Origin of the sequence: Desulfonatronum thiodismutans (assembly GCF_000717475.1) — a bacterium.
GTDB classification, from domain to species: Bacteria; Desulfobacterota; Desulfovibrionia; order Desulfovibrionales; family Desulfonatronaceae; genus Desulfonatronum; species Desulfonatronum thiodismutans.
Genome location: NZ_JPIK01000013.1, coordinates 163,750 through 183,573, shown reverse-complemented (window position 1 = coordinate 183,573; position 19,824 = coordinate 163,750). Strand labels below are relative to the sequence as shown.

General features: G+C 58.8%; 11 protein-coding genes. 3 read left to right on the top strand and 8 right to left on the bottom strand.

Going from position 1 to position 19,824, the window contains the following annotated elements; all coding sequences use genetic code 11:
• Positions 1–37: 37 nt before the first annotated feature.
• Together GY33_RS0110840 and GY33_RS21250 are read right to left on the bottom strand one after the other, a co-directional pair.
• Complete coding sequence (locus GY33_RS0110840; protein ID WP_031387358.1) at positions 38–2,776, bottom strand: cation-transporting P-type ATPase; 2,739 nt, start codon at positions 2,774–2,776, stop codon at positions 38–40.
• 309 nt (positions 2,777–3,085) lie between these two features.
• Positions 3,086–3,226, bottom strand: a complete 141-nt coding sequence (locus GY33_RS21250; RefSeq protein ID WP_153304585.1) for a hypothetical protein — start codon at positions 3,224–3,226, stop codon at positions 3,086–3,088.
• A gap of 324 nt (positions 3,227–3,550) precedes the next feature.
• Here GY33_RS21250 and GY33_RS0110825 point away from each other — a divergent pair, with 324 nt between their 5' ends.
• Together GY33_RS0110825 and GY33_RS0110820 are read left to right on the top strand one after the other, a co-directional pair.
• Complete coding sequence (locus GY33_RS0110825; protein WP_235185507.1) at positions 3,551–5,041, top strand: mechanosensitive ion channel family protein; 1,491 nt, start codon at positions 3,551–3,553, stop codon at positions 5,039–5,041.
• A 39-nt stretch (positions 5,042–5,080) separates the two neighbouring features.
• Positions 5,081–5,458, top strand: coding sequence for an HPF/RaiA family ribosome-associated protein (locus tag GY33_RS0110820; protein ID WP_035271884.1), 378 nt, complete (start codon positions 5,081–5,083; stop codon positions 5,456–5,458).
• Positions 5,459–5,662: 204 nt separating this feature from the next.
• On the opposite strand, the gene GY33_RS0110815 is transcribed toward GY33_RS0110820, so the two are convergent.
• Positions 5,663–6,607: a baeRF3 domain-containing protein gene (locus GY33_RS0110815; RefSeq protein WP_235185506.1), complete on the bottom strand. Its 945-nt coding sequence runs from the start codon at positions 6,605–6,607 to the stop codon at positions 5,663–5,665.
• A 166-nt stretch (positions 6,608–6,773) separates the two neighbouring features.
• Between GY33_RS0110815 and GY33_RS22045 the strand changes: the two genes are divergently transcribed.
• A complete protein-coding gene (locus GY33_RS22045; RefSeq protein ID WP_200874867.1) occupies positions 6,774–7,244 on the top strand; it encodes a hypothetical protein in 471 nt (156 codons plus the stop codon).
• On the opposite strand, the gene GY33_RS0110805 is transcribed toward GY33_RS22045, so the two are convergent.
• From GY33_RS0110805 to GY33_RS0110785, 5 genes are all read right to left on the bottom strand, one after another.
• Entirely contained in the window at positions 7,223–8,401 is a 1,179-nt protein-coding gene (locus GY33_RS0110805) for an FprA family A-type flavoprotein (protein WP_031387353.1), read from the bottom strand. The genes GY33_RS22045 and GY33_RS0110805 overlap by 22 nt on opposite strands.
• A 119-nt stretch (positions 8,402–8,520) precedes the next feature.
• Positions 8,521–17,376 (bottom strand): GH36-type glycosyl hydrolase domain-containing protein, encoded by an 8,856-nt coding sequence (locus GY33_RS0110800; RefSeq protein WP_051822521.1) that lies wholly within the window; start codon positions 17,374–17,376, stop codon positions 8,521–8,523.
• A 327-nt stretch (positions 17,377–17,703) separates the two neighbouring features.
• A complete protein-coding gene (locus GY33_RS21555; RefSeq protein ID WP_031387351.1) occupies positions 17,704–18,723 on the bottom strand; it encodes a hypothetical protein in 1,020 nt (339 codons plus the stop codon).
• A gap of 64 nt (positions 18,724–18,787) precedes the next feature.
• Positions 18,788–18,979 carry a Thivi_2564 family membrane protein gene (locus GY33_RS0110790; RefSeq protein ID WP_031387350.1) on the bottom strand — a complete coding sequence of 64 codons (192 nt, stop codon included), beginning with the start codon at positions 18,977–18,979 and terminating at the stop codon, positions 18,788–18,790.
• A 134-nt stretch (positions 18,980–19,113) separates the two neighbouring features.
• Positions 19,114–19,626 carry a hypothetical protein gene (locus GY33_RS0110785; RefSeq protein WP_152555167.1) on the bottom strand — a complete coding sequence of 171 codons (513 nt, stop codon included), beginning with the start codon at positions 19,624–19,626 and terminating at the stop codon, positions 19,114–19,116.
• Positions 19,627–19,824: the final 198 nt, after the last annotated feature.

Sequence of the window (19,824 nt, the reverse complement as noted above, 5' to 3'; positions counted from 1 at the left end):
GAGAAATGGACAGTCCACGGAAGGTAACAATTCAACTTTACTTTACCCTTTGAAATTTTCGAGACACGACTTTTTCGAGTTCCGACAGGGTGAAGACCATCAGGCCGATACCCAGTGGAACCAGCCAATGGCGAAGCTCCAAAGGAGCTGAACCGAACCAGAGATTCATGAACGGCGCGTAAACGAAAATAAGTTGCAAGAGGATCAGGACTCCGGAAGCGATCAAGGCGACCTTGTTGCTGACAAGGCGGGAGGGCAGCCACGCGGCTTCTCGAAGAAAGCGGCTGTTGAACAGGTAAAAAAGTTGGCCGGCCACCAAAGTGTTCACGCAGACGGTGCGCACGATTTGTACGTCCATGTCCAGGGACATTTCCACCTGGAAAACAGCCAGGGTGGCCCCTCCGATAAGCACGGAGACAAAGCCGATCCGCCAGATAAAGTAGCCGCCAAGTATGGCCGTACCGGGACGACGCGGAGGCCGGGACATCAGGTCTGGTTCGGGAGGCTCGAAGGCCAGGGCCATGGCCAGGGTGATGGCCGTCACCATGTTCACCCAAAGGATTTGGACCGGCGTCAAAGGGAGCACGGCAAAGCCGGCGACGATGGCGGTGAGGACGACCAACCCTTCGGCGCCGTTGGTCGGGAGAAGAAACAAAATCGCCTTGCGCAGGTTGTCGTAAATGGTGCGGCCTTCTTCCACGGCGTGCTCTATGGTCGCGAAATTGTCGTCCATGAGTACGATCTCCGCGGCCTCCTTGGTCGCCTCGGTGCCCTTGATGCCCATGGCGATGCCGACATCGGCCCGTTTCAGGGCCGGAGCGTCGTTGACTCCGTCTCCGGTCATGGCCACCACTTCCTTCTCGGCTTGCAGGGCCGTGACCAGGCGCAACTTGTGCTCCGGGCTGGTGCGGGCAAAAATGTCGTGCTGCACGGCCAGACGGCGCATTTCCGTATCGCTCGCGGCTTCCAGCTCCGGTCCGGTGATGGCCGCCGTGCCGTTGCCGATTCCCATTTCCCTGCCGATGGCCATGGCCGTGGCCGCATGGTCTCCGGTGATCATCTTCACCCGGATGCCGGCTTCGCGGCAGATCTTGATTGCCGCAATCGCCTCGGGCCGGGGGGGATCAACGATGCCCACCAAGCCGGAAAAGATCATCTCTTGGTCCACGTCTTCCAAAGACAGGGTCTGGCTTTTGGTCAGCCGCAACGCATCCGGATCTTCATGGGGAAGTTCCCGCCAGGCCGCGGCCAGGATTCTCTGACCCTGAGCGGCCAGCTCCTCCAGCCTGGCTTCCCACATGGGGCGGTCCAGGGGCTCGGTGCCGCCGTTAGCGGCGAGCTGGAGCGTGCAACGGTCCAGCAGACGGTCCGGAGCGCCTTTGAGTAACAGAAGGATTTTTCCCTCAGGACTTTTATTCAGGGTGGCCATGAATTTGGTTTCGGATTCAAAAGGCAGCTCAGCCAGGCGAGTATATGGCTTTGCATCAAATTCAGCTTTGCGGCCCAGAGCGCGCAACGCCCCTTCCGTGGGCTCGCCGTTCAGTATCCAGCGACCGTCCTCCTCGAGGATCATTGCGTCATTGCACACGGCCATGATTTCAATGATCTGGAACAGATCGGAATTGTTTCCGAGTTCGGCGCGTTGTTCATCCGCCCCTCGGATGTGGCCTTCGGGAACGTAGCCCGTGCCGCTGACGTGGTAGGTTTGGGTCGCGGTCACCACGGCCCGGGCGGTCATCTCGTTGCGGGTCAGGGTGCCGGTCTTGTCCGAACAGATCACCGTCACCGAACCCAGGGTTTCCACGGCGGGCAGGCGGCGGATAATGGCCTTGCGCAGGGCCATGCGCTGCACGCCCAGAGCCAGCGTGATGGATAGAATGGCCGGCAGTCCTTCGGGAATGGCGGCCACGGCAAAGCCGATGGCCGCGAAAAAGAGGTCTTCCATGGGCATGTCATGGAGAAGCCACCCGACAGCGAACATCAGGCCGGCCAGGAAGAGAATGACCACGGACAGCACTTTTCCGAAGTAGGCCATCTGGCGTGTCAACGGAGTGGCCAGTTTCTCCACTTCCTGGATCATTCGGTTGATCCGGCCAAGCTGGGTTTGTCCGCCGGTGTGTACGACCACGCCCACGCCGCGTCCGGCCGCCACAAGGCATCCGGAATACGCCATGCTCTTGCGGTCCCCCAGGGAAGCGTCCTTCGGCACGGGTTCGGCTTGCTTGGTCGCGGCAACGGATTCGCCGGTCAGCGCGGATTCCTCGATGCGCAGGTTTGTGGCGTCCAGCAGCCGGATGTCCGCTGGAACCTTGTCCCCGGAGCGCAAACGGACGATGTCTCCCGGAACCAACAACTCCGCTTCGATGTCATGAAAATCTCCGCCGCGACGGACCTGGGCGTGCAGGGAGAGCATTTTGCGAATGCCGGCCAGGGCCTCTTCGGCCTTGCCCTCCTGGAAAAAACCGATCAAGGCGTTGATGACCACCACGCCCAGAATGACGAAGGTGTCTATCCAGTGCCCCAGCAGAGCGGTGATGCCGGCCGCGGCCAGCAGGATGTAGATCAGGATGTCATGAAAATGCTTGAAAAAGCGTTTCAGCAACCCATCCGGCTCCGGCTCCGGCAGTTTGTTCGGGCCGAAGCGTTCCAGGCGCATTTGCGCATCGTCCGGTTCCAGCCCGGCAGCCTGGCTTTGCAACGCGTCGAGGCACTCTTGTACCGTCAGGGCATGGGGATGGTCGATGGTGGCTTCATGCGTGTCTGTTTGTATGGACATGGTGATGTTCCTGGAAAAGTGACTCTTGCTGTGCCTGACAGGGCATTTTGATCTCGAACCACGGTCCCTCCGGATCGAAATCGAAATCAAAATCGAAATCGCTATCGAAATCGGAATGTTACCAGAAATCTATTTCGATCACGATTTCGACTTCGGTGATTGCCGGCCCACCCAATTACAGGAATAAATCTGCACTGAAAAAAAGGCCGGGACACAGGACATGAAGAGCAACAAACATGTCAGCCCCGGCCTTTTTGGGTCCGCGCTCACGCGATTCTTCGCAAGCCCAATACCCGTCTTCAAAGTGGTTTAGTTTTTGGTTTCTTCCTTATTGCCTTTCTTTCCACCAGCCATGGGCCCCTGACCAGGGCGGTCGCCCTTTCCCTTGCCTTTGCCATGACCGTCTTTCGGTCCCTGGCCTTTAGGTCCTGTTCCATCTTGATTCGGCATTGTATGCACCTCCTTTCCGTTGGTGAACGACAGCAACCGCAAACCGGCCAACCAGACGCTGGCTTGAGCCGAACGCGACCGCACCGATCACGCCTGCTTTCAAATTTTTACTCCGATCAGCAATCACCGACAAAATAACATTTTGTCTGACCGTGTCTGTAGGGAAAACCGCTTATTTTGGACGAGGAAAAATCCCAGAGATCAACCTCGGCGCATGGACTTTTTCCTCGCGACAATGAGCATTTCCCCTAGAGACTCGGTTCGGGAAATAGGTTTTCATTAAGGAAACGTCTCGAACAACACATGCTCAAGGAGTGTGCTGCCGTGCAACGTATCGGATATCGCTCCAGCAAACTGATCTCGCGGGCCGTATTGCTCGTTGCGGTTTACAATCTGCTGATCTTTACGGTCCTGGCACAACAACCCTTCGACATAACCGGCGAGCCACGGCAACCGACCGCCACCTCTTCCGCCAATGCCAACGAGGAAATATCTCCGGCGCCCGCGAAGGTGGACGTCAACCCGGTCGCGCGGGATGAAGAAATCACCAGGCGACTCCAGAGCGTCCTGGTGGCCACCAACTGGTTCACCGGTCCACAAGTCCGGGTCGAGGAAGGCGTCGTCTTTCTCCGTGGCCAGGTGGAGTCCGAAGTGCTCAAAAAATGGGCCGGAGATCTGGCGCGCAACACCCAGGACGTGGTCGCCGTGGTCAACAGGATAGAGGTGATCGAGCCGTCGGCTTGGGACTTTCGTCCGACATGGAACGGTCTGCTCAAAGTATGGCGAGACGCTCTCCACTCTTTTCCATTCGTCGTGTTTGGGCTGTTCACCCTGGCTTTGTCCGCGGTCGCCGGCATACTGGCGACAAGAACGGCCCGGATGTTTCTGCGCGGCCGCATCCGGACGAAGCTCCTGCAAAACGTCATTGCCCGCAGCGTGGGCGGGCTGGTCGTCCTCTGCGGCGCGTATCTGATTCTGAGAGTCTTCGGCCTGACGCAACTGGCTTTGACGGTGGTCGGCGGCACGGGTCTGATCGGTCTGGTCGTCGGCATCGCATTCCGGGAAATCACCGAAAACTTCCTGGCCAGCATCTTTCTCAGCATGCAGCGGCCGTTCGAGACCGGCGACCTGGTCGAAATATCCGGCGAGACCGGTTATGTGCAGCAGTTGAACATGCGCACGACGATTCTGATGAACCTCAACGGAAATCTCGTCCAGATTCCGAACTCCAGCGTTTACAAAAGCAACCTGCGCAACTTCACGACCACCCCGAACAGGCGGGAGGAGTTCATGGTCGGCATCGGCTACGACGATGCCATCAACGAAGCCCAGGAAATCGCCAGGAAAGTGCTGGCGGAGCATCCGGCCGTTCTGAACGATCCCGAGCCTTCGGTGCTGGTGGACAGCCTGGGGAGTTCCACGGTGAACCTGCGCATCTACTTCTGGTTGAACGGTCACATGCACAGTTGGCTCAAGGTACGGTCTTCAGTGATCCGGCTGGTGAAGCTCGCATTCCAGAAACACGGCATCTCCATGCCCGACGAGGCTCGAGAGATCGTTTTCCCGCAAGGCGTTTACGTCACCTTGCTCGACAAGAAAGCGGCGGATGTACAGGATACAGTGCCGGAAAAGCGATTCCCGGTTGAAACGCGGCCCGAAGATCTCAGTGCCGTATCCACGAAAGCGGAAGCCGGCTTGTACAGCGAAGCCGTGGTCATCAAGAAGCAGGCACGGCAGGCCCAACCACTGCGGGAAGGGGAGAATCTCTTGCCGGTTGACGGCGGCACGGCTGACCCTGAGAAACAGAAACTGTAAAATTCCAGCAATCTAAAACACTAACGCAAGGAGAAAACCATGCAGATGCAAATCAACTCCGACCGCAACATTGAGATTGACGAAGCCCTGCACGCCGTCATCAGCGATTCAGTGGAAAGCGCCCTGGGCCGGTTCAGCGAGGGGATTACGCTGCTGGAAGTCCATTTGAGCGACCAAAACAGCGACAAGAAGGGCGGCCATGACGACATACGCTGCCTGCTGGAAGCCCGTCTCGAGGGCCACCAGCCCATCGCGGTCTCGCACCGGGCGGCGGACGTGGACCTGGCCGTCGAGGGCGCCGCGGCCAGGTTGACAAAATTGATCAAGCACTCTCGCGAGCGACAGCGCGAGCAGCAAAGCCACCGCACGGACCCCGATCCGTCCGCGCCGGAGCCGGAACCTGAGGATGAGGGTTAGATTGTATGTGGGGTGGTTCCAGGGCATTTTTGTTCTCGAACTCCGGAAGCTCTGTATCGATTTCGATGGGTGTCGCCCTTCCCTGGGGAGTCCTCATGAGCACCCTGCAATCTACAACCATTAAATCATTGAAGTTCTACAGAGAACAAAAATGCCCTGGACTAACAGGGCGATCACATAGGGTCGCCCCTACTTCCCCGCGTCTCAATACCTGAAGATCGCGGCGGCTCCGGTCTTGGTCGGCATGCGTTCGGTGGGGACGATGACGACGAGTCCGCCCTTCTTTAGGGCCAGCTCCCCCAGGTCGTCGAGCAGGTCGTCAACCTGTGGATGGGCCAAATCGTCCGTCTCAACATCGCCCGTCGCGGCGTTGATCCGACCGGGAACGACCCGGTCGGCATCGATCAACAGGGCGGCGACCCGCCCTTCCAGGCCGGCCTTGGCGATCAGTGACGGGTCGTTGCTGCCGAGCCCCTCGGGCCATGCCTTGTCGAACTTTTCGACCAGATCGGCCAAACGCGCCAGATATCGAGGCTCCACGAGCCGCCAGGCGCGCTTGCGGAGTTCATCGATGGACGGCAGGGCATCCGGGTGGATATCGATGTTTTCCGAAATCAGAAATGGATTGCGGCTGAGTTCGTGGAACATATGGTGATGCTCCGGCAGGGAGGCCAGGATCAGCGGCAGGGCCGACGTCCGCGAGTGGTGTTCCAGGATCGCCTGATCAACGGCCCGGAAAAAGCGCCGGGCATCGCTGTCCACCTCGGACTCTTTACTGCCGTGGCCATGGTACATGCCCGGTTTCCCACCGCCCACGCCGCCGTATGAGGCCACGGTCTGATGCTGCTCGGTCAATTCTTCTCCCAGGGCCTCGGTCAACGTCCGCGGCACGCCCTCAGCCGGTTCGATCTCGTCCAAAGCATCACGGCTGCCCTCAAAGAGCCTGATCGCCTGCCGGTTCACCGCGAGAATCTGATATCTGTCGGCCGACTGCAGGATGCGCAAAAGCGGCTTGACGTGGAAGCTGTCAGCTACAATGGCCAATTCAGGGACCGGCCGCTGCAGGCTGTAGACCCGAAAAAAGTCTTTCGCCCCCAGGATGGCCAGCCCGTCAAAGGTGTGGTTCCAGAAGGGAGTTTCGGCGGACATCGCCCAAAATGGTTCCAGTAGCGGACGAGCCTCTGCATTTGGGAATCGTTGCAGAAGCGACTCCTCCAGCGCCTTCACGAGGTTTTTGAACCGGATCCGATCCTGCTTGTTTTCCGGATGCCCCCGGTGCGTCGGCTGGTAGAGTGAAAGGCAAGGCGGCCTGCAATTGTCCCAGATCGCGGATAAGTCGTCTTTTCCCAATGTGTTCACTGTATCTCCTTTCATTAATTGCGTGTTAAAAATGTCCTCATTCGGCAGCCCGTTCAAAAACCCCAAGTGCAAGGAACAATCCGGCACTTACTTGACAAGAAAGCGTTTGCTCGCATTTTTCATCCTTGCCATTGTTTCACGCCATCCACGTCCGACGAGGGAAGGCTTGAAAGCGCTTCCCGAATCCCCGACGGAAGATTGGGGTAAACTTCATTCGAAACCTCTTCCTTCTCCGGGCTTTCCCGTAGGTCACACCACCACGGATGTGATAGATGTGTTTAAAGGTCGGGATGATCTTTTCGTCATGGGTGACAACGATGATCGCGGTTTCAATCTTACGTGCAATATCGTGCAAAAATCCGAATCACTGTCAGAACGCGTTGACGGTTCAGGGCGAATAACGCCTCATGCAAACCCTTGCTCCTGATGCTTGCGGGTAATCGAGTCCGCCAGGTTGTCCAATGCTTGGAAGGTATCCTCCTTGGGCATGCCCTTGCACAGCACCGGCTCCAACACCTCAACCTTGAGATTGGGAATCATCCCCGACAATGTCTCCACGGTCTTGCCCCCCCAGCCGTAGGAACCGACAATGGACAGGTACCGCGCCTTGGGCCGCAGAGCGTTGGCCAGAAAAGCGGCATAGGCCGCAAGAGGGTGCGGGCCGGCCAGAACAGTGGGCGTGCCCACGACAATCGTCCCCGCGTCCACCAATGCCATGGCCAGTTTCCCGATATCGGTCACGACCAGATTGAACAATTCAACCCGCACGCCGTTGACCACCAGTGCGTTGACCAGGTGATCGACCATTGCCTGCGTGCTTCCGTGCATGGAAACGTATGGCAGGACCACCAGATTGCGCGGCGTGGCATGCACCCACTCGTTGTAGGCATCGGTGATGAACGCCGGACGGCGATGAATCTGGCCGTGGCTGGGAGCGATGACGTTCATGTCAAGGCCGGACAGCTTTTCCAGATTTTTAGCGATCACCGCGCGAAACGGCATCATGATCTCCGCGAAATAGCGCTTGGCCGCCTCGAATACGCGCCCCTCGTCCGTTACAAAAAGATCAGTTGTCGCGATATGCGAGCCAAAAAAGTCGCAACTGAACAGGATGCGGTCCTCAGGCAGATAGGAGACCATGGTTTCCGGCCAGTGCACCCATGGGGTATGAATGAACTTCAGGGTTTTGTCCCCCAGGGACAAGGTTTCGTTGTCCTCCACCGAAACAAAGACATCCTCTGGAAGCCTCAGAAGATCTATCAGCATGCCTTTGGCCTTGGGGGTCACGACGACCTTGGCTTGAGGAAACTTTTCAAGCACCAGGGGGATAGTCCCGGAATGGTCCTGCTCGGCATGATGCGAGACAATGTAGTCGATTTTGGGCACATCACGCAGTTGCGCCATCAACGTGTCGGCCATGGCCGGATCAACCGTATCCAGCAAGGCCGTCTTTTCGCTGCCCTGAACCAGGTAGGCGTTATAACTGGTCCCGTCCGGAAGAGGGATCAACGAGTCAAAAAGACGCCTATCCCAATCCACAACTCCAAGCCACGATACTCTTTCACTGATTTGCCTTGGATGCATTATTTGCCTCCGTAATGAGAAGTTGATTCCCACCATTCTGCCTATAAAGGCAATATATATTCAAAAAAAGTTGTCAACAAATCACGCAGGGATCTGCTGCAGGTTGAGAGCATACATGTTTACTCGTTTGACTGTTTCCAACATCTTCCTGCTGGAGCTGAAATCACCTCCACCAGATGATCCTGGCCGTCATCCACAAGCGCCACGGCCATTTCCCGTTGCACCACCCCGTCCACCGTAACGGTGGCCGCTTCGTCTTCGTCGGCCTGTTGCTGCCTGATCGTGATCCGGTAGTTGGTTTCCCGAAAGCGATAGCGGATCGTAAAAGCGTCCCATTGCGCGGGGAGGCAGGGCTCGAAGGACAGTTTGTTCGCTTCCATCCTGAAACCCAGCAGGGATTCCATGATCAGGCGGTACATCCAGGCGGCCGATCCCGTGTACCACGTCCATCCACCCCGGCCCGTGTGCGGCTCCACGCCGTAAACGTCCGCCGCGACCACGTAGGGTTCGACCTTGTACGTTTTCACTTCCTCGGCGGAATTTCCGTGGTTGACGGGGTTGATCATGGCGAACAGTTCCCAGGCGCGACGTTTGTCGCCCAGCGCGGCAAAGGCCATGGTCGTCCAGATCGCGGCGTGGGTGTACTGCCCGCCGTTTTCCCGCACGCCCGGCACGTAGCCCTTGATATACCCCGGATTCAATGCGGATTTGTCGAAAGGCGGGTCCAAAAGCTGGATCAGGTTGTCCTCCCGGCGGACCAGGTACGTGTCCACGGCTTCCATGGCTGCCCGCGAACGCTCCTCGTCGCCCATGCCGGACAAGACCGACCAGCTTTGAGCTATGGAATCGATCCGGCATTCCGGACTTTCCGCGGAGCCGATGGGGGTGCCGTCATCGAAAAACGCCCGGAGGTACCAGGCACCGTCCCAACCATGCTGCTCGATGTTTCGGCCAAGCCGGGCGACCTCGTTTCGGCATTGTCGGCTGAAGTCCAGGTCGTTGCGTAGCCGCGCGATCTCAGCGAACCGGTTCAGGACCTCGCACAGGAAAAACCCCAGCCACACGCTTTCTCCCTTGCCTTCGTGGCCGACCATGTCCATGCCGTCGTTCCAGTCGCCGGTTCCGATCAGGGGCAGGCCGTGCTCGCCGAACCGGAGCCCTCTCTGGATCGCGCGCACGCAATGCTCATACAGGCTGGCCGTCTCTTCGGACCTGACCGGAAGATCATAGTAGGATTCCTCGGTGTGGCCCAGCTGGCGGCCATTGATGAAGTGAACTGTTTCGTCCAGGACCCCGGTATCCCCGGTGCTTTGGACATAGCGGCACGTGGCCAGGGGCAGCCAGAGGTAGTCGTCGGAACATTTGGTCCGCACCCCTCTGCCGGTGGGCGGGTGCCACCAGTGCTGAACATCGCCTTCGGAAAACTGCCGCCCGGCGCACCGGAGCAGGTGCGCGCGCGCAAGCACCGGTTCGGCATGGATCAGGGCCATGGAGTCCTGCAACTGGTCACGGAACCCGAACGCGCCACCGGACTGATAGAAGCCGCTGCGGCCCCAAAGCCGGCAGGCAATGGTCTGGTACAGAAGCCAGCCATTGACCAGGAGATCCACGGATTTGTCGGGGGTTTCCACCTGGACGGCGCCCAGGGTGTGATTCCAGTAGAGCCATACCGCTTCCAAGTTTTTCCGCGCCGCTGTGGAATCACGATAGCGTCGCGCGAGACGTGTGGCGTGACCGCTATCTTGCCCGGCGCCGAGGGTGAACACGATCTCCCGGTCTTCACCGTCGTCCAGATCAAAAACAACGTGCATGGCCGCGCAGGGATCCAGCGCGGCCCCGACCCTGCCGGAGAGGTGGGACCGGGTCATGGCCGCGGGCCGGGCCAGGGTTTTATTGCGACCGATAAATTCGGTCCGGTCCGCGCTGACCGTCCTGGTGGCATGATCCACGTTAAAAAAGGCCACCCGCCTGCTGAATTCGGTGTTGTACGGATTGCTCGCCAGAATCGCGCCGCTTTCAGGATCAATCTCGGTGCTCACGTGCATCCCCGTCTTGGGACGCACATCCCCCAGCACCCACTCGACGAATCCAGTCGCCGAGAGCCGTCGCGGACGGCCGCACCGGTTGCGCACCTTGAGCACCGTGAACTTGACCGGCGCATTCATGGCTACGAACACCCAGACTTCCGAAGAAATGCCGCGCTCCGTATGTTCAAACACAGTGTATCCGAAACCATGTCGGGTGACGTAGGGAGAAGCGCCTCTGACCGGATGCGGCATGGGCGACCAGAAATGGCCGCGATCCTCGTCGCGCAGGTAAAAGGCTTCTCCGCTTGAATCCACGACCGGATCGTTGTGCCACGGGGTGAGGCGGAATTCGTGGGCGTTCTCGCTCCAGGTGTAGGTTGGGCCGTTTTCCGAGACAATGGCGCCGAAATTTGGATTAGCCAGCACATTGACCCACGGCGCCGGTGTGACCTGCTCGCGACTGGTGGTCATGACGTACTCACGACCATCCGGGGTAAAGCCCCCGATTCCGTTGAAAAACAGGAGATCCTCACGCGGCTGGGGCGCAACCATGGGCGGCAGGGGGCGGAAAATACGGGTCGGCGCCAGGGCCGGGATTTTCGGCTGATCACGCCCGACGCGGTTCAGTTGATCCATGAGCGTCCCCCGGCTGTCCCGAATGACGACCCGGGCCAGGGCCTGAAAGATAATCCGGTCTTCCTCTGAAATCTGATCCGCGTTGCGCACGAACACCTCGCCCGGGCGATCCGCCCGCTTGCCGTGGACGCCGGCGGCGATAAACCCCATGATCTGGTCGTGCAGAATCTGTCGATAACCGGCATGATCTTCATTGATGATCACCAAATCCACGGCCAGCCCCTTGAGGCGCCAATAGGCATGAGCCTGGACGAGCTGGCGGGCCAGTTGGATATTCTCCCGATCCTCGATCCAGAGCAGGACAATGGGCAGATCACCGGAGATGGAGTAGCCCCAGAGGCTGGATTGTCCCCGAAGATTTTTCATGATCACGCCGGGATCGGCGCGCAGCCCGGAATTGGCGTAAAGAACCGAGGCCGCGAGCCGCCCGTAGAGCTGCGCGTCGGCTTCCGTGGCGTTGATCTGCTGCAGAAGCACCTGGCTATGGGTCCAGGCCAGCTCAAAAACACGGTCCACAAGATAGCGGTCCCGGTATTTGCCTACCAGTCCCGCACAGACATCGCGGGTTTGTGCCGCGCCGGTGATGATGTTCACGGTTGCCGATGTTTCCGGATCCAGGGTGATCCGGCAGCGAATGGCCACGATGGGATCCAAGACCGGCCCTTCGCCGCCGGAAAGGGGTAAGCGGCTGAGCATGGCTTCGGGAGCGGCCGGCGTGTTCCCGCGACCGATAAACCGCAACCTGTCGGTCTCATAGGACATTTCGCCCATGTCCGCGCCGTGGACGGCCATGGTGTGGAACATCCACGGCGGCTGCTCGTCGGCAAACCGAGGTCGCCGGGTGGCCATAATCGCGCACTGGGGCCTGATGATCTCGGTTTGGACGAAGAGATTGCTGAAGGCTGGATGCGCCGCGTCGGACGCCGGCGATGCCAGGACGACTTCCGCATAGCTGGTCACTTCGATGGACCTGCGGGTCTTGGACCGGTTGGTAATGGTGATCCGGCGCAGCTCGATGTCATCCTCGGGTGAAACGGCGATCTCCGTATGGGTGTCGATATCCTCATCCCTGCGGCGGAACTCGACCCGGCCTTCGGAGAAGATGGCTTCGTAGCGCTCGGCCGGCTTGAGCGTCGGCTGGTGCGCCGTGGACCAGAAGACACCGCTGGACATGTCCCGGATATAACAGAAGGCCCCCCAATTATCGCTGGTGCCATCTTCACGCCACCGGGTCACGGCCAAATCTTGCCAGCGGCTATAGCCGCCGCCGGCATTGGTGACCATGACATGATATCTTCCGTTGGACAGGAGCTGCACCTCGGGGATGGACGTATGCGGAGTCGTGGAGATGCGCAGCGGCTTCTCCTTCAAAGAGGTCGACATTTTCCGGGACTCGGACAATTCCGAGATTTGCGAGTGGTATGCCGTACTCTTGGGCAACCGCTCCTGAAGCAACAGCACGGTTGCCTGAAACATGGGATTCGCCTCGAACCGTTTCCGCATGGGCTGGTCCAAAAGCAGATGCGTCAGGGCGAGCAGGCTCATGCCTTGATGGTGGGCCATGTAGGAACGAACCACGGCGTTGGTCCGCCCGCGAGGCAGATGACTTGGTGTGTAGTCAATGGCCTCGTAGAATCCGTACCTGCCTTGAAAACCACGGGACGACATATCCTCAAGATTACGACAGGCTGCTTCGGGCGCCACCATCAGCGCCAATGCCGAAGCATAGGGGGTGATGACCAGATCCTCGGCCAGTCCGCGTTGCAGACCAAGACCGGGCACCCCAAAAGCCTTGTACTGATAGTTGAGCAGACTATCGGTCATGTTGTAGCCGGATTCCGAAATTCCCCATGGCACGCCGCGTTGCTTGCCGTAGTCGATCTGCCTGGCCACGGCCGCCTTGCAGCTTTGATCAAGAATCGTCTGATCGTAGGTGGGCATTATCACCAGCGGCATCAGATATTCAAACATGGAGCCGCTCCAGGACAGAAGAACCGACTCTCCGCCGGCAATGGTCAGCAACCGCCCCAGAGCAAACCAGCTTTCCTGAGGCAGTTGGCCCTGGGCAATGGCCACGAAACTGCTCAACCGCGCTTCCGAAGCCAGCAGGTCGTAGAAGCTTCCATCCCTGCGCCCCTCGCTGACGTTGTAGCCGATGGCCAGCAGACGGCGCGCGCTGTCGTACAGGAAGTCGAATTCCATGTTCCGGGCAAGTTTCTGGCACTGGTGCGCAAGATCTTCCAGGCGGGCGATGCTTCTCCCGGCACTGCGACTGGACTCCATGATCAGCCGTTCAAACGTGTCGAGTCGTTGTTTTTCCTCCGGCGTCCCGCTGCTTTGGCGCATTTCCTCAATCAGGGTCGGTACGTCATTATCAAGGCAGGCCAGTCGGCGCAGCGTGGGGATATCCTTGAGAGAGGGAATTTGATCAATAATTTGATCGGCAATTTGCCCGGAAAAGGGCGGCCCGGCCCAGGGCACCAGCACGTTCAACTCGTCAACCGCATCCCGGCATTGTTGCTCAAGGGACCGCGCCCACCACATGGTTTCACTTTCAGGGTTGTCTTCAAAGCTCAGATCCACCTCTCGCGCGGTTATTGCCAGCCGCTCCAGGGACGCCTTCAGATCCCCAAGGGTCTTGGCCGCCGGACTCGCGTTTGGCGGGCTCGCGTCCGGAGGGGAAGACCGGACGGACTCAAGGTCGTACATGAACTGGGTCAGCTTCGCGGGTATGCTTCCACTCGCGACGTCCATGAGCACCAAGGCCGTATCGGCGATTCCGTCGAACAGCCGGTCTCCCGTGAGCTTCTGGTCGGGAAGCGCGAGCAACCCTTCACGCAAGGTCATCAGACTCGCGGCCAGGTTCCCGCTGTCCACCGAGGAAACGTACATGGGCAGGAGCGGCTCGCGGGTTTGGGTGTCGTACCAGTTGTAGAAGTGGCCGCGGTGCCGGGCCAGCCCTTCCATTGCCCCCAGGGCGTTCTCCGTGCGCTCCATGAAGCGTCCGACGTTGATGTAGCCGAAGTCGAGGGCCGACAAATTCGAGAGCAGCGCAAAACCCATGTTGGTGGGCGACGTGCGGTGCGCCACCACCTTGCGTGGTGCTTCCTGATAATTGTCCGGGGGCAGCCAGTGGTCTTCGGGGCCGACGAATTTCTCGAAAAAGGCCCAGGTCTTGCGCGACAGCTTGCGCAGGAAGACCAACTGATCATCGGTCAAGCGGACTTTTGGGGGCCTGATGGGTTGACTGATCCACCAGGCAATCAGGGGAGAGACAAACCAGAGGACCAGCAGCGGCAGGGCCGCGACCAGTGCCCCTGGCGGAACCATTGCCTGAGGCGGAACGAGATACCCCGTCACGGTCATGGCCGCGACCGGGCCGATCCACATCCGGCGATACGACGCGCCAAGCGCTGCCAGGCCCGACGCTGTTCGTCCCGTCCCATGGGCCAGACCCGGCGGGTTCCATTCCAGGAGCCCTCGGCCGGATACCCCCATCCGCCACATGGTTCGCAGGATGGCGGCGCCATTGGTGGCCGCCTCATACGGCAGACAGAGCAACGTGAAAGTGGATTGGGCAAGGCATCCGCCGATGGCTTGGGCCGCGCCGGCAAGGTGATGGCTCATCAGGGCGTGGCCCTTTGTATTGAAGAAGCCCATCAGGCAGTTGATCAGGGCCGGAACCAGCACGATGCCGATGACCACCGCGGTCCAGAACCAGGGCGTGGCCGAGACGGTCCAGCCGAACACGAGCAGGAGAGTCAGCGCCATGGGCACGAGACTGCGCCGGAGATTGTCCAGGATCTTCCACCGGGACAGGAGTGAGAGCGCATTCTTCGTAAATTTCGTCTTCGGGCCGGGAACGCCGGGAAAAATCCATCGCAGGATCTGCCAATCCCCACGAATCCAGCGCGTGCGGCGGCTCACGTCTTCACTATAGCGCGCCGGATACTCTTCGAAGAGCTGCACGTCGCTGATCAGCCCGGACCGGGCATGGCATCCCTCGATGAGATCGTGGCTGAGGATCAGGTTCTCGGGAAACCGATCCCGGAGCACCTGATCAAAGGCGTCGACGTCGTAAATCCCCTTGCCGATGTACGAGCCTTCGCCGAAGAGATCTTGATAGACGTCCGAGACAACTCCGGTATAGGGGTCGATACCGGCGTCAATCCCATACATCCGGGCATACCGGGACCTGTTCGTTCCCGGCAGGCTGACGGCCGCCCGGGGCTGCAGGATGCCGTATCCGGACACGATACGTCCTTTGTCCTCGTCGTATTGGGGACGGTTCAAGGGATGGGCCATCGCGCCCACGAGCTGCCATGCGGTATCCCGCGGCAGGTCCGTGTCCGTGTCCAGGGTGATGACGTACTTCACGTCCCGCAACACTTCGAGATTGCCCACGATCAGCGAGAAATCGCCCCTGGAATCGGCCCCAAAACCACCATCAGGACCGCCCTCACGATTGTTCCTGAGCAGCGCATTCAGCGCCGCGAGTTTGCCCCGCTTCCGCTCATAGCCCATCCAGATCCGCTCCCGCGGGTTCCATTGCCGGGAGCGATGAAAAAGAAAGAAGGCGTCGCCGGCCTCTTTGTATTTCTCGTTCAACCCCTCGATGCCTTGTTGGGCCGACAGCAACAGCGGTGCATCCTCGGCGACGGTCTCCTGGTCCGCGTCCAGGAAGTCGGTCAGCAGGCCAAAGCGCAGGCTTTCTTCCCGTCCGGCCAGAAATCGGACTTCCAGGGCATTGATCAGGTCCGTGACGCTCTCCGGGCTGGAAAGCATGGCTGGGATCACGACCAGCGTGGACGAATCGGGTGGAATGCCCTTGGAAAAATCCATGCGGGGAAGCGCATGCGGCTTGGCAAGACGTGTCGCGACAAGGTTGACCAGCGCTATGGCCGGCTGGCTGACCGCCAGCAGGAATACGGCGGCCACGAGCCCAAGCAGCACGCCGTCCAAACCGTCCGCACGGGTCTTTGCCAGCAAACCCGCGGTGAATATCCCCGTGAGGAAAAAAATCGAGCCGAGATACAAGAGCAGGGGAAATCGGCGCCCAACGCCACGCAGCTTGTCCAGGACCGATGATCCGGCACGAACCCGACTTTCAAGCTGAGCCCGCCCGATATCGATGAGGTAGAACCCGACATGCCCCGTCCGGCTGTCGCCATGCGCCCCGGCAGCGCCTTGTCCGGCCAGCTCGATGGCTGTTCGGGCCACTTCCATTTCGGTGAGTCCGCCTTTTTTGGCGATCTCCTCCACCACGTGCCGGTATTGATCCCGGGTGTTGAAGTGCGTGCGGCCATAGATTCCGGCCGGGTCCCTTTGCAGGATGTGTTCAACGGCGCTCAGAGTCTCCACGAATCGGCGCCAGTCGATGACGCTCAGGACGCGCAGGCCCGCGATGCTGTTGCTGATGGAAAGCTGATCAGCCGCCTGCTGCTGGTTCTCCGATTGGACCAGTTGATCAATGGTCAGGGGGGATTCCAGGAGTTGCTGCTCGACCCAGGCCAGAGGAAGTGCGAGCGCCGGGCCCTGTCCCTGGAGGCGACGGGCCAGCTCCGCGACAAAGGAGCTGACCATGGGCGGAGCCGACCTGGCCATGTCGGCAACCGTGAGGATCAGCTTTTTGGGGTCTTTTTGGGCTGTCTCCAAAATTTTGTCGGCCCAGTGATCAGCCAGGTCGCGGTCGGCCCGGTTCACGGCAATTCGCGCGGCAATCCGCCTCAGATTTTCGATCAGGGCCAGGCGCAGCATGATCGGAATGGCCCACAGTTCTCCCAGACGCAGTGGCGTAACCGTCTGATAGGCAGCGACAAATCCGCTCAGGCTCTCCAGATCCACCCGCCCGTCGCCGTGGGCGATGGTCTCCAGGGCAATGTCGTATACTCGGGGAAGGCCTCTGGACGGGCCATCCTTCAGGCGGGGAAGCTTTCTGGCGTAGTTCTTGGGCAACAGCTTCCCGGCCACCAGAATCTGCTCTTCGATCAGATAAAAATTGTCCAGCAGCCATTCCCCCGCCGGAATAATCACGCGGTTGGCCTGCACCACCTCAGTCAGCAGATCGCGAACCTCGAACAGGACCTTCTCGTTCTTGGCAAGCCTTCCCAGCAGACGCTCCGGGGCATGCTCCGCGCCCAAGGCATGCATGCCCGCGAGGATTTTACCGTGTTCCTCCATCTGGGAGGTGCTGAACAACTCGGAACGCAGCGGCGCTTCGTCGTCTTTGTTCTCCTGGAAACGAAGAACCCAGCGCAAACGCTCCCGGAGTTGACCTGATTTTTCGACAATTGTCGCCGTGGTGAGCGTCATGGCACAAACATCCTTGGCTGGAACGTAATTGATCAGTAAGGCCAGGTAGACTACCTCCGGGACTCCGTGTTGCCTGGATACCGGCCTGCGCCGGTATGACGGAATGGAATACCTCGATAGCGAATCTTCTCGGTCGTCACCCCGGCGCAGGCCGGGGTCCAGGTGTTTTTGAGTGGTCCACTTGCCCGAAGTTATTGAACAGTTACGCTGAAACCTTTGAAACCGAACAGGGGCGGTTTACCAACCGCCCCTGTGAACATCGTTCGCGACCGCCTCTACGAAAACAGACGGGTTGCTCCTTGTTGCCGACGGAGAGGAACCGACACCTTAAAACTGAAAACGCAAGCCTGCGCCATAGCGGACGTAATCGTTAAAATCGTTGAGATCCTCCACTCCTATGCGGCCCTCGACAAACAAGGAAAGATTGCGCTGATACGCTTCCCCGTAAATCCGGTAGCCCGCGTTCACGATCATATCCGCGCGATCCTTCCGGCTGGAATGCCAGAATCCCATACCGCCTCCGAAGTACATTCGATCGAAGTGGTAATTGGCGGTCAGATCAGCCATGAACGAATCAGTGTCGTCGTCACCGTGGACGACCGGAGCAAATCCGATCATGCCCAAAAGGGAAAAATGCTCATGAAAGCGATAGGCGTAGCCGACCCGCATCAACAAATAGTTCGCGGGATCAGGCTGATGCAGATAGCCGAGATCGACGACGAAGTTCCCGCGCTTCAGAATCGGCTCCGTCCATGAGGTATCCGTGGCCGGGGCGGGAGCGGGAGCGGGAGCCGGCGCCGCGACAACCGGCGGCGTCGCCGGTGTCGGTGCCGTGACAACGGGAGCGGGAGCGGGCAGATCGCTTGACCGAAGCAGAGATACGTTGCCGCATATCGTCGGGACCACGAAAACATTGCGCTTTCCGTCTCTTTCAACGACCAACCGATATGCCTCGAAAGGCTCTTTGCCGGCCCAGATCACGTTTTTCATGACTTCGACGCGTTGCGCCTTTTTATAGATCATCCACTGCAGTTGCTCACCAATGGGCACGTCGACTTTTTCAATGTTGGCCTGCTGGACCTGAATCACGAAATCGTCAAGCAATGCAGAGGCGCCGGCCGTTGCAAAACCTCTTCTCAAATCCGGAAGCGTCTCTTTGACCATATCCTGAAATTCGCCGACCGTTTGCAATTCAGGTTTGTAAAACGGATTCCGGCCCAATTCCTTGAGTTCCGTTTGGGCCTGAGCCGTACCGACAACACCCAACAACACGAACATCGCCACCAACCATACGCCCAACTTCAAAACGCGTTCCATTCCCTTTCCCCCTTTTTTAAAGACGATCATGTTCCCATGCCGAATCAAACAATTTGTCCGGCACGCACCTCTCGGAGCACCATTCAGATCATTATCAACCTCCGACTCGTATTCCTGACAGAGATCCTATTACTCCAAAGACACTTAACAACCATATGATAACAGCAATAATCACGACGACATTCAGTATTTGTTTAATTTTTCCGTCCATGGGGATGTAGTTGTTGACCAGCCAGAGAACAACGCCGATGACGACCAGAATAATAATCAAATTAATTATGGGCATTCCTATCTCCTTTACTGTTTTCAATGTTAAACACGAATATCATGTCACAAAGTTCCACGGGATTGCTTTCCAGATTGGAGTGACGGATCAGCAGCCTCAGTGGGTGTCGAAAAAAATCGTCTCCGACGGTTCGTTCAAAAACCCCAAGCCTGGGCTGAATTCATGCCGACGGGAGCGGAGAGGGACGGAGCGACGATCCGGGCCAGTCCAAGGTTGCCGCACATCGCCGGGACGACAAAGACGTGGAGGTTTGCATTTCTTTCCACGGTCACCACGAAGGCCATGAAGGGATCTTTTCCCGCCCTGGCCACGTTCTCGATGACATCAACGTTTTGTCCATCAACGAACATCATCCACAAGAGATTTCTTTCCGGGAGCACCTCGATTATTTCAATGTCGGCCTGTTCGACCTGGCTTACAAAGCCGTCGAACAGGTCGGCGGCTTCGGCCATATCAAAACCTTTACGTAACCCCGGGAGCATCCGGCGGACCATTTGTTGAAAATCATCCATGGTCCGCAATTCAGGTTGAACAAGCGCACTCCGACCCGGTTGATTCGGTTGTTTTTGGGCCTGAACCGCACCGACGAGACCCAGCAGGAAGAAAGCGACCGCGCACAATACGGCCATTCTCAAAATGCACTTCATGGCTTCCCTCCTTCCGCAACGGCCGTGGGCATGGCGTTGGACAAACCGCTGGACGCCGGACGAACTTTTCGTCGTCTCACCTGTTTCAGCTTTCAGGACGAAGTGTAGCTTTTCCCTGAGCCGTGTCTGTAGGGAAATCGCTTAATTATACCGAGGAAAAACCCCGGAAGATGGGAGTATCTCCCGGGTGGAGGTTGG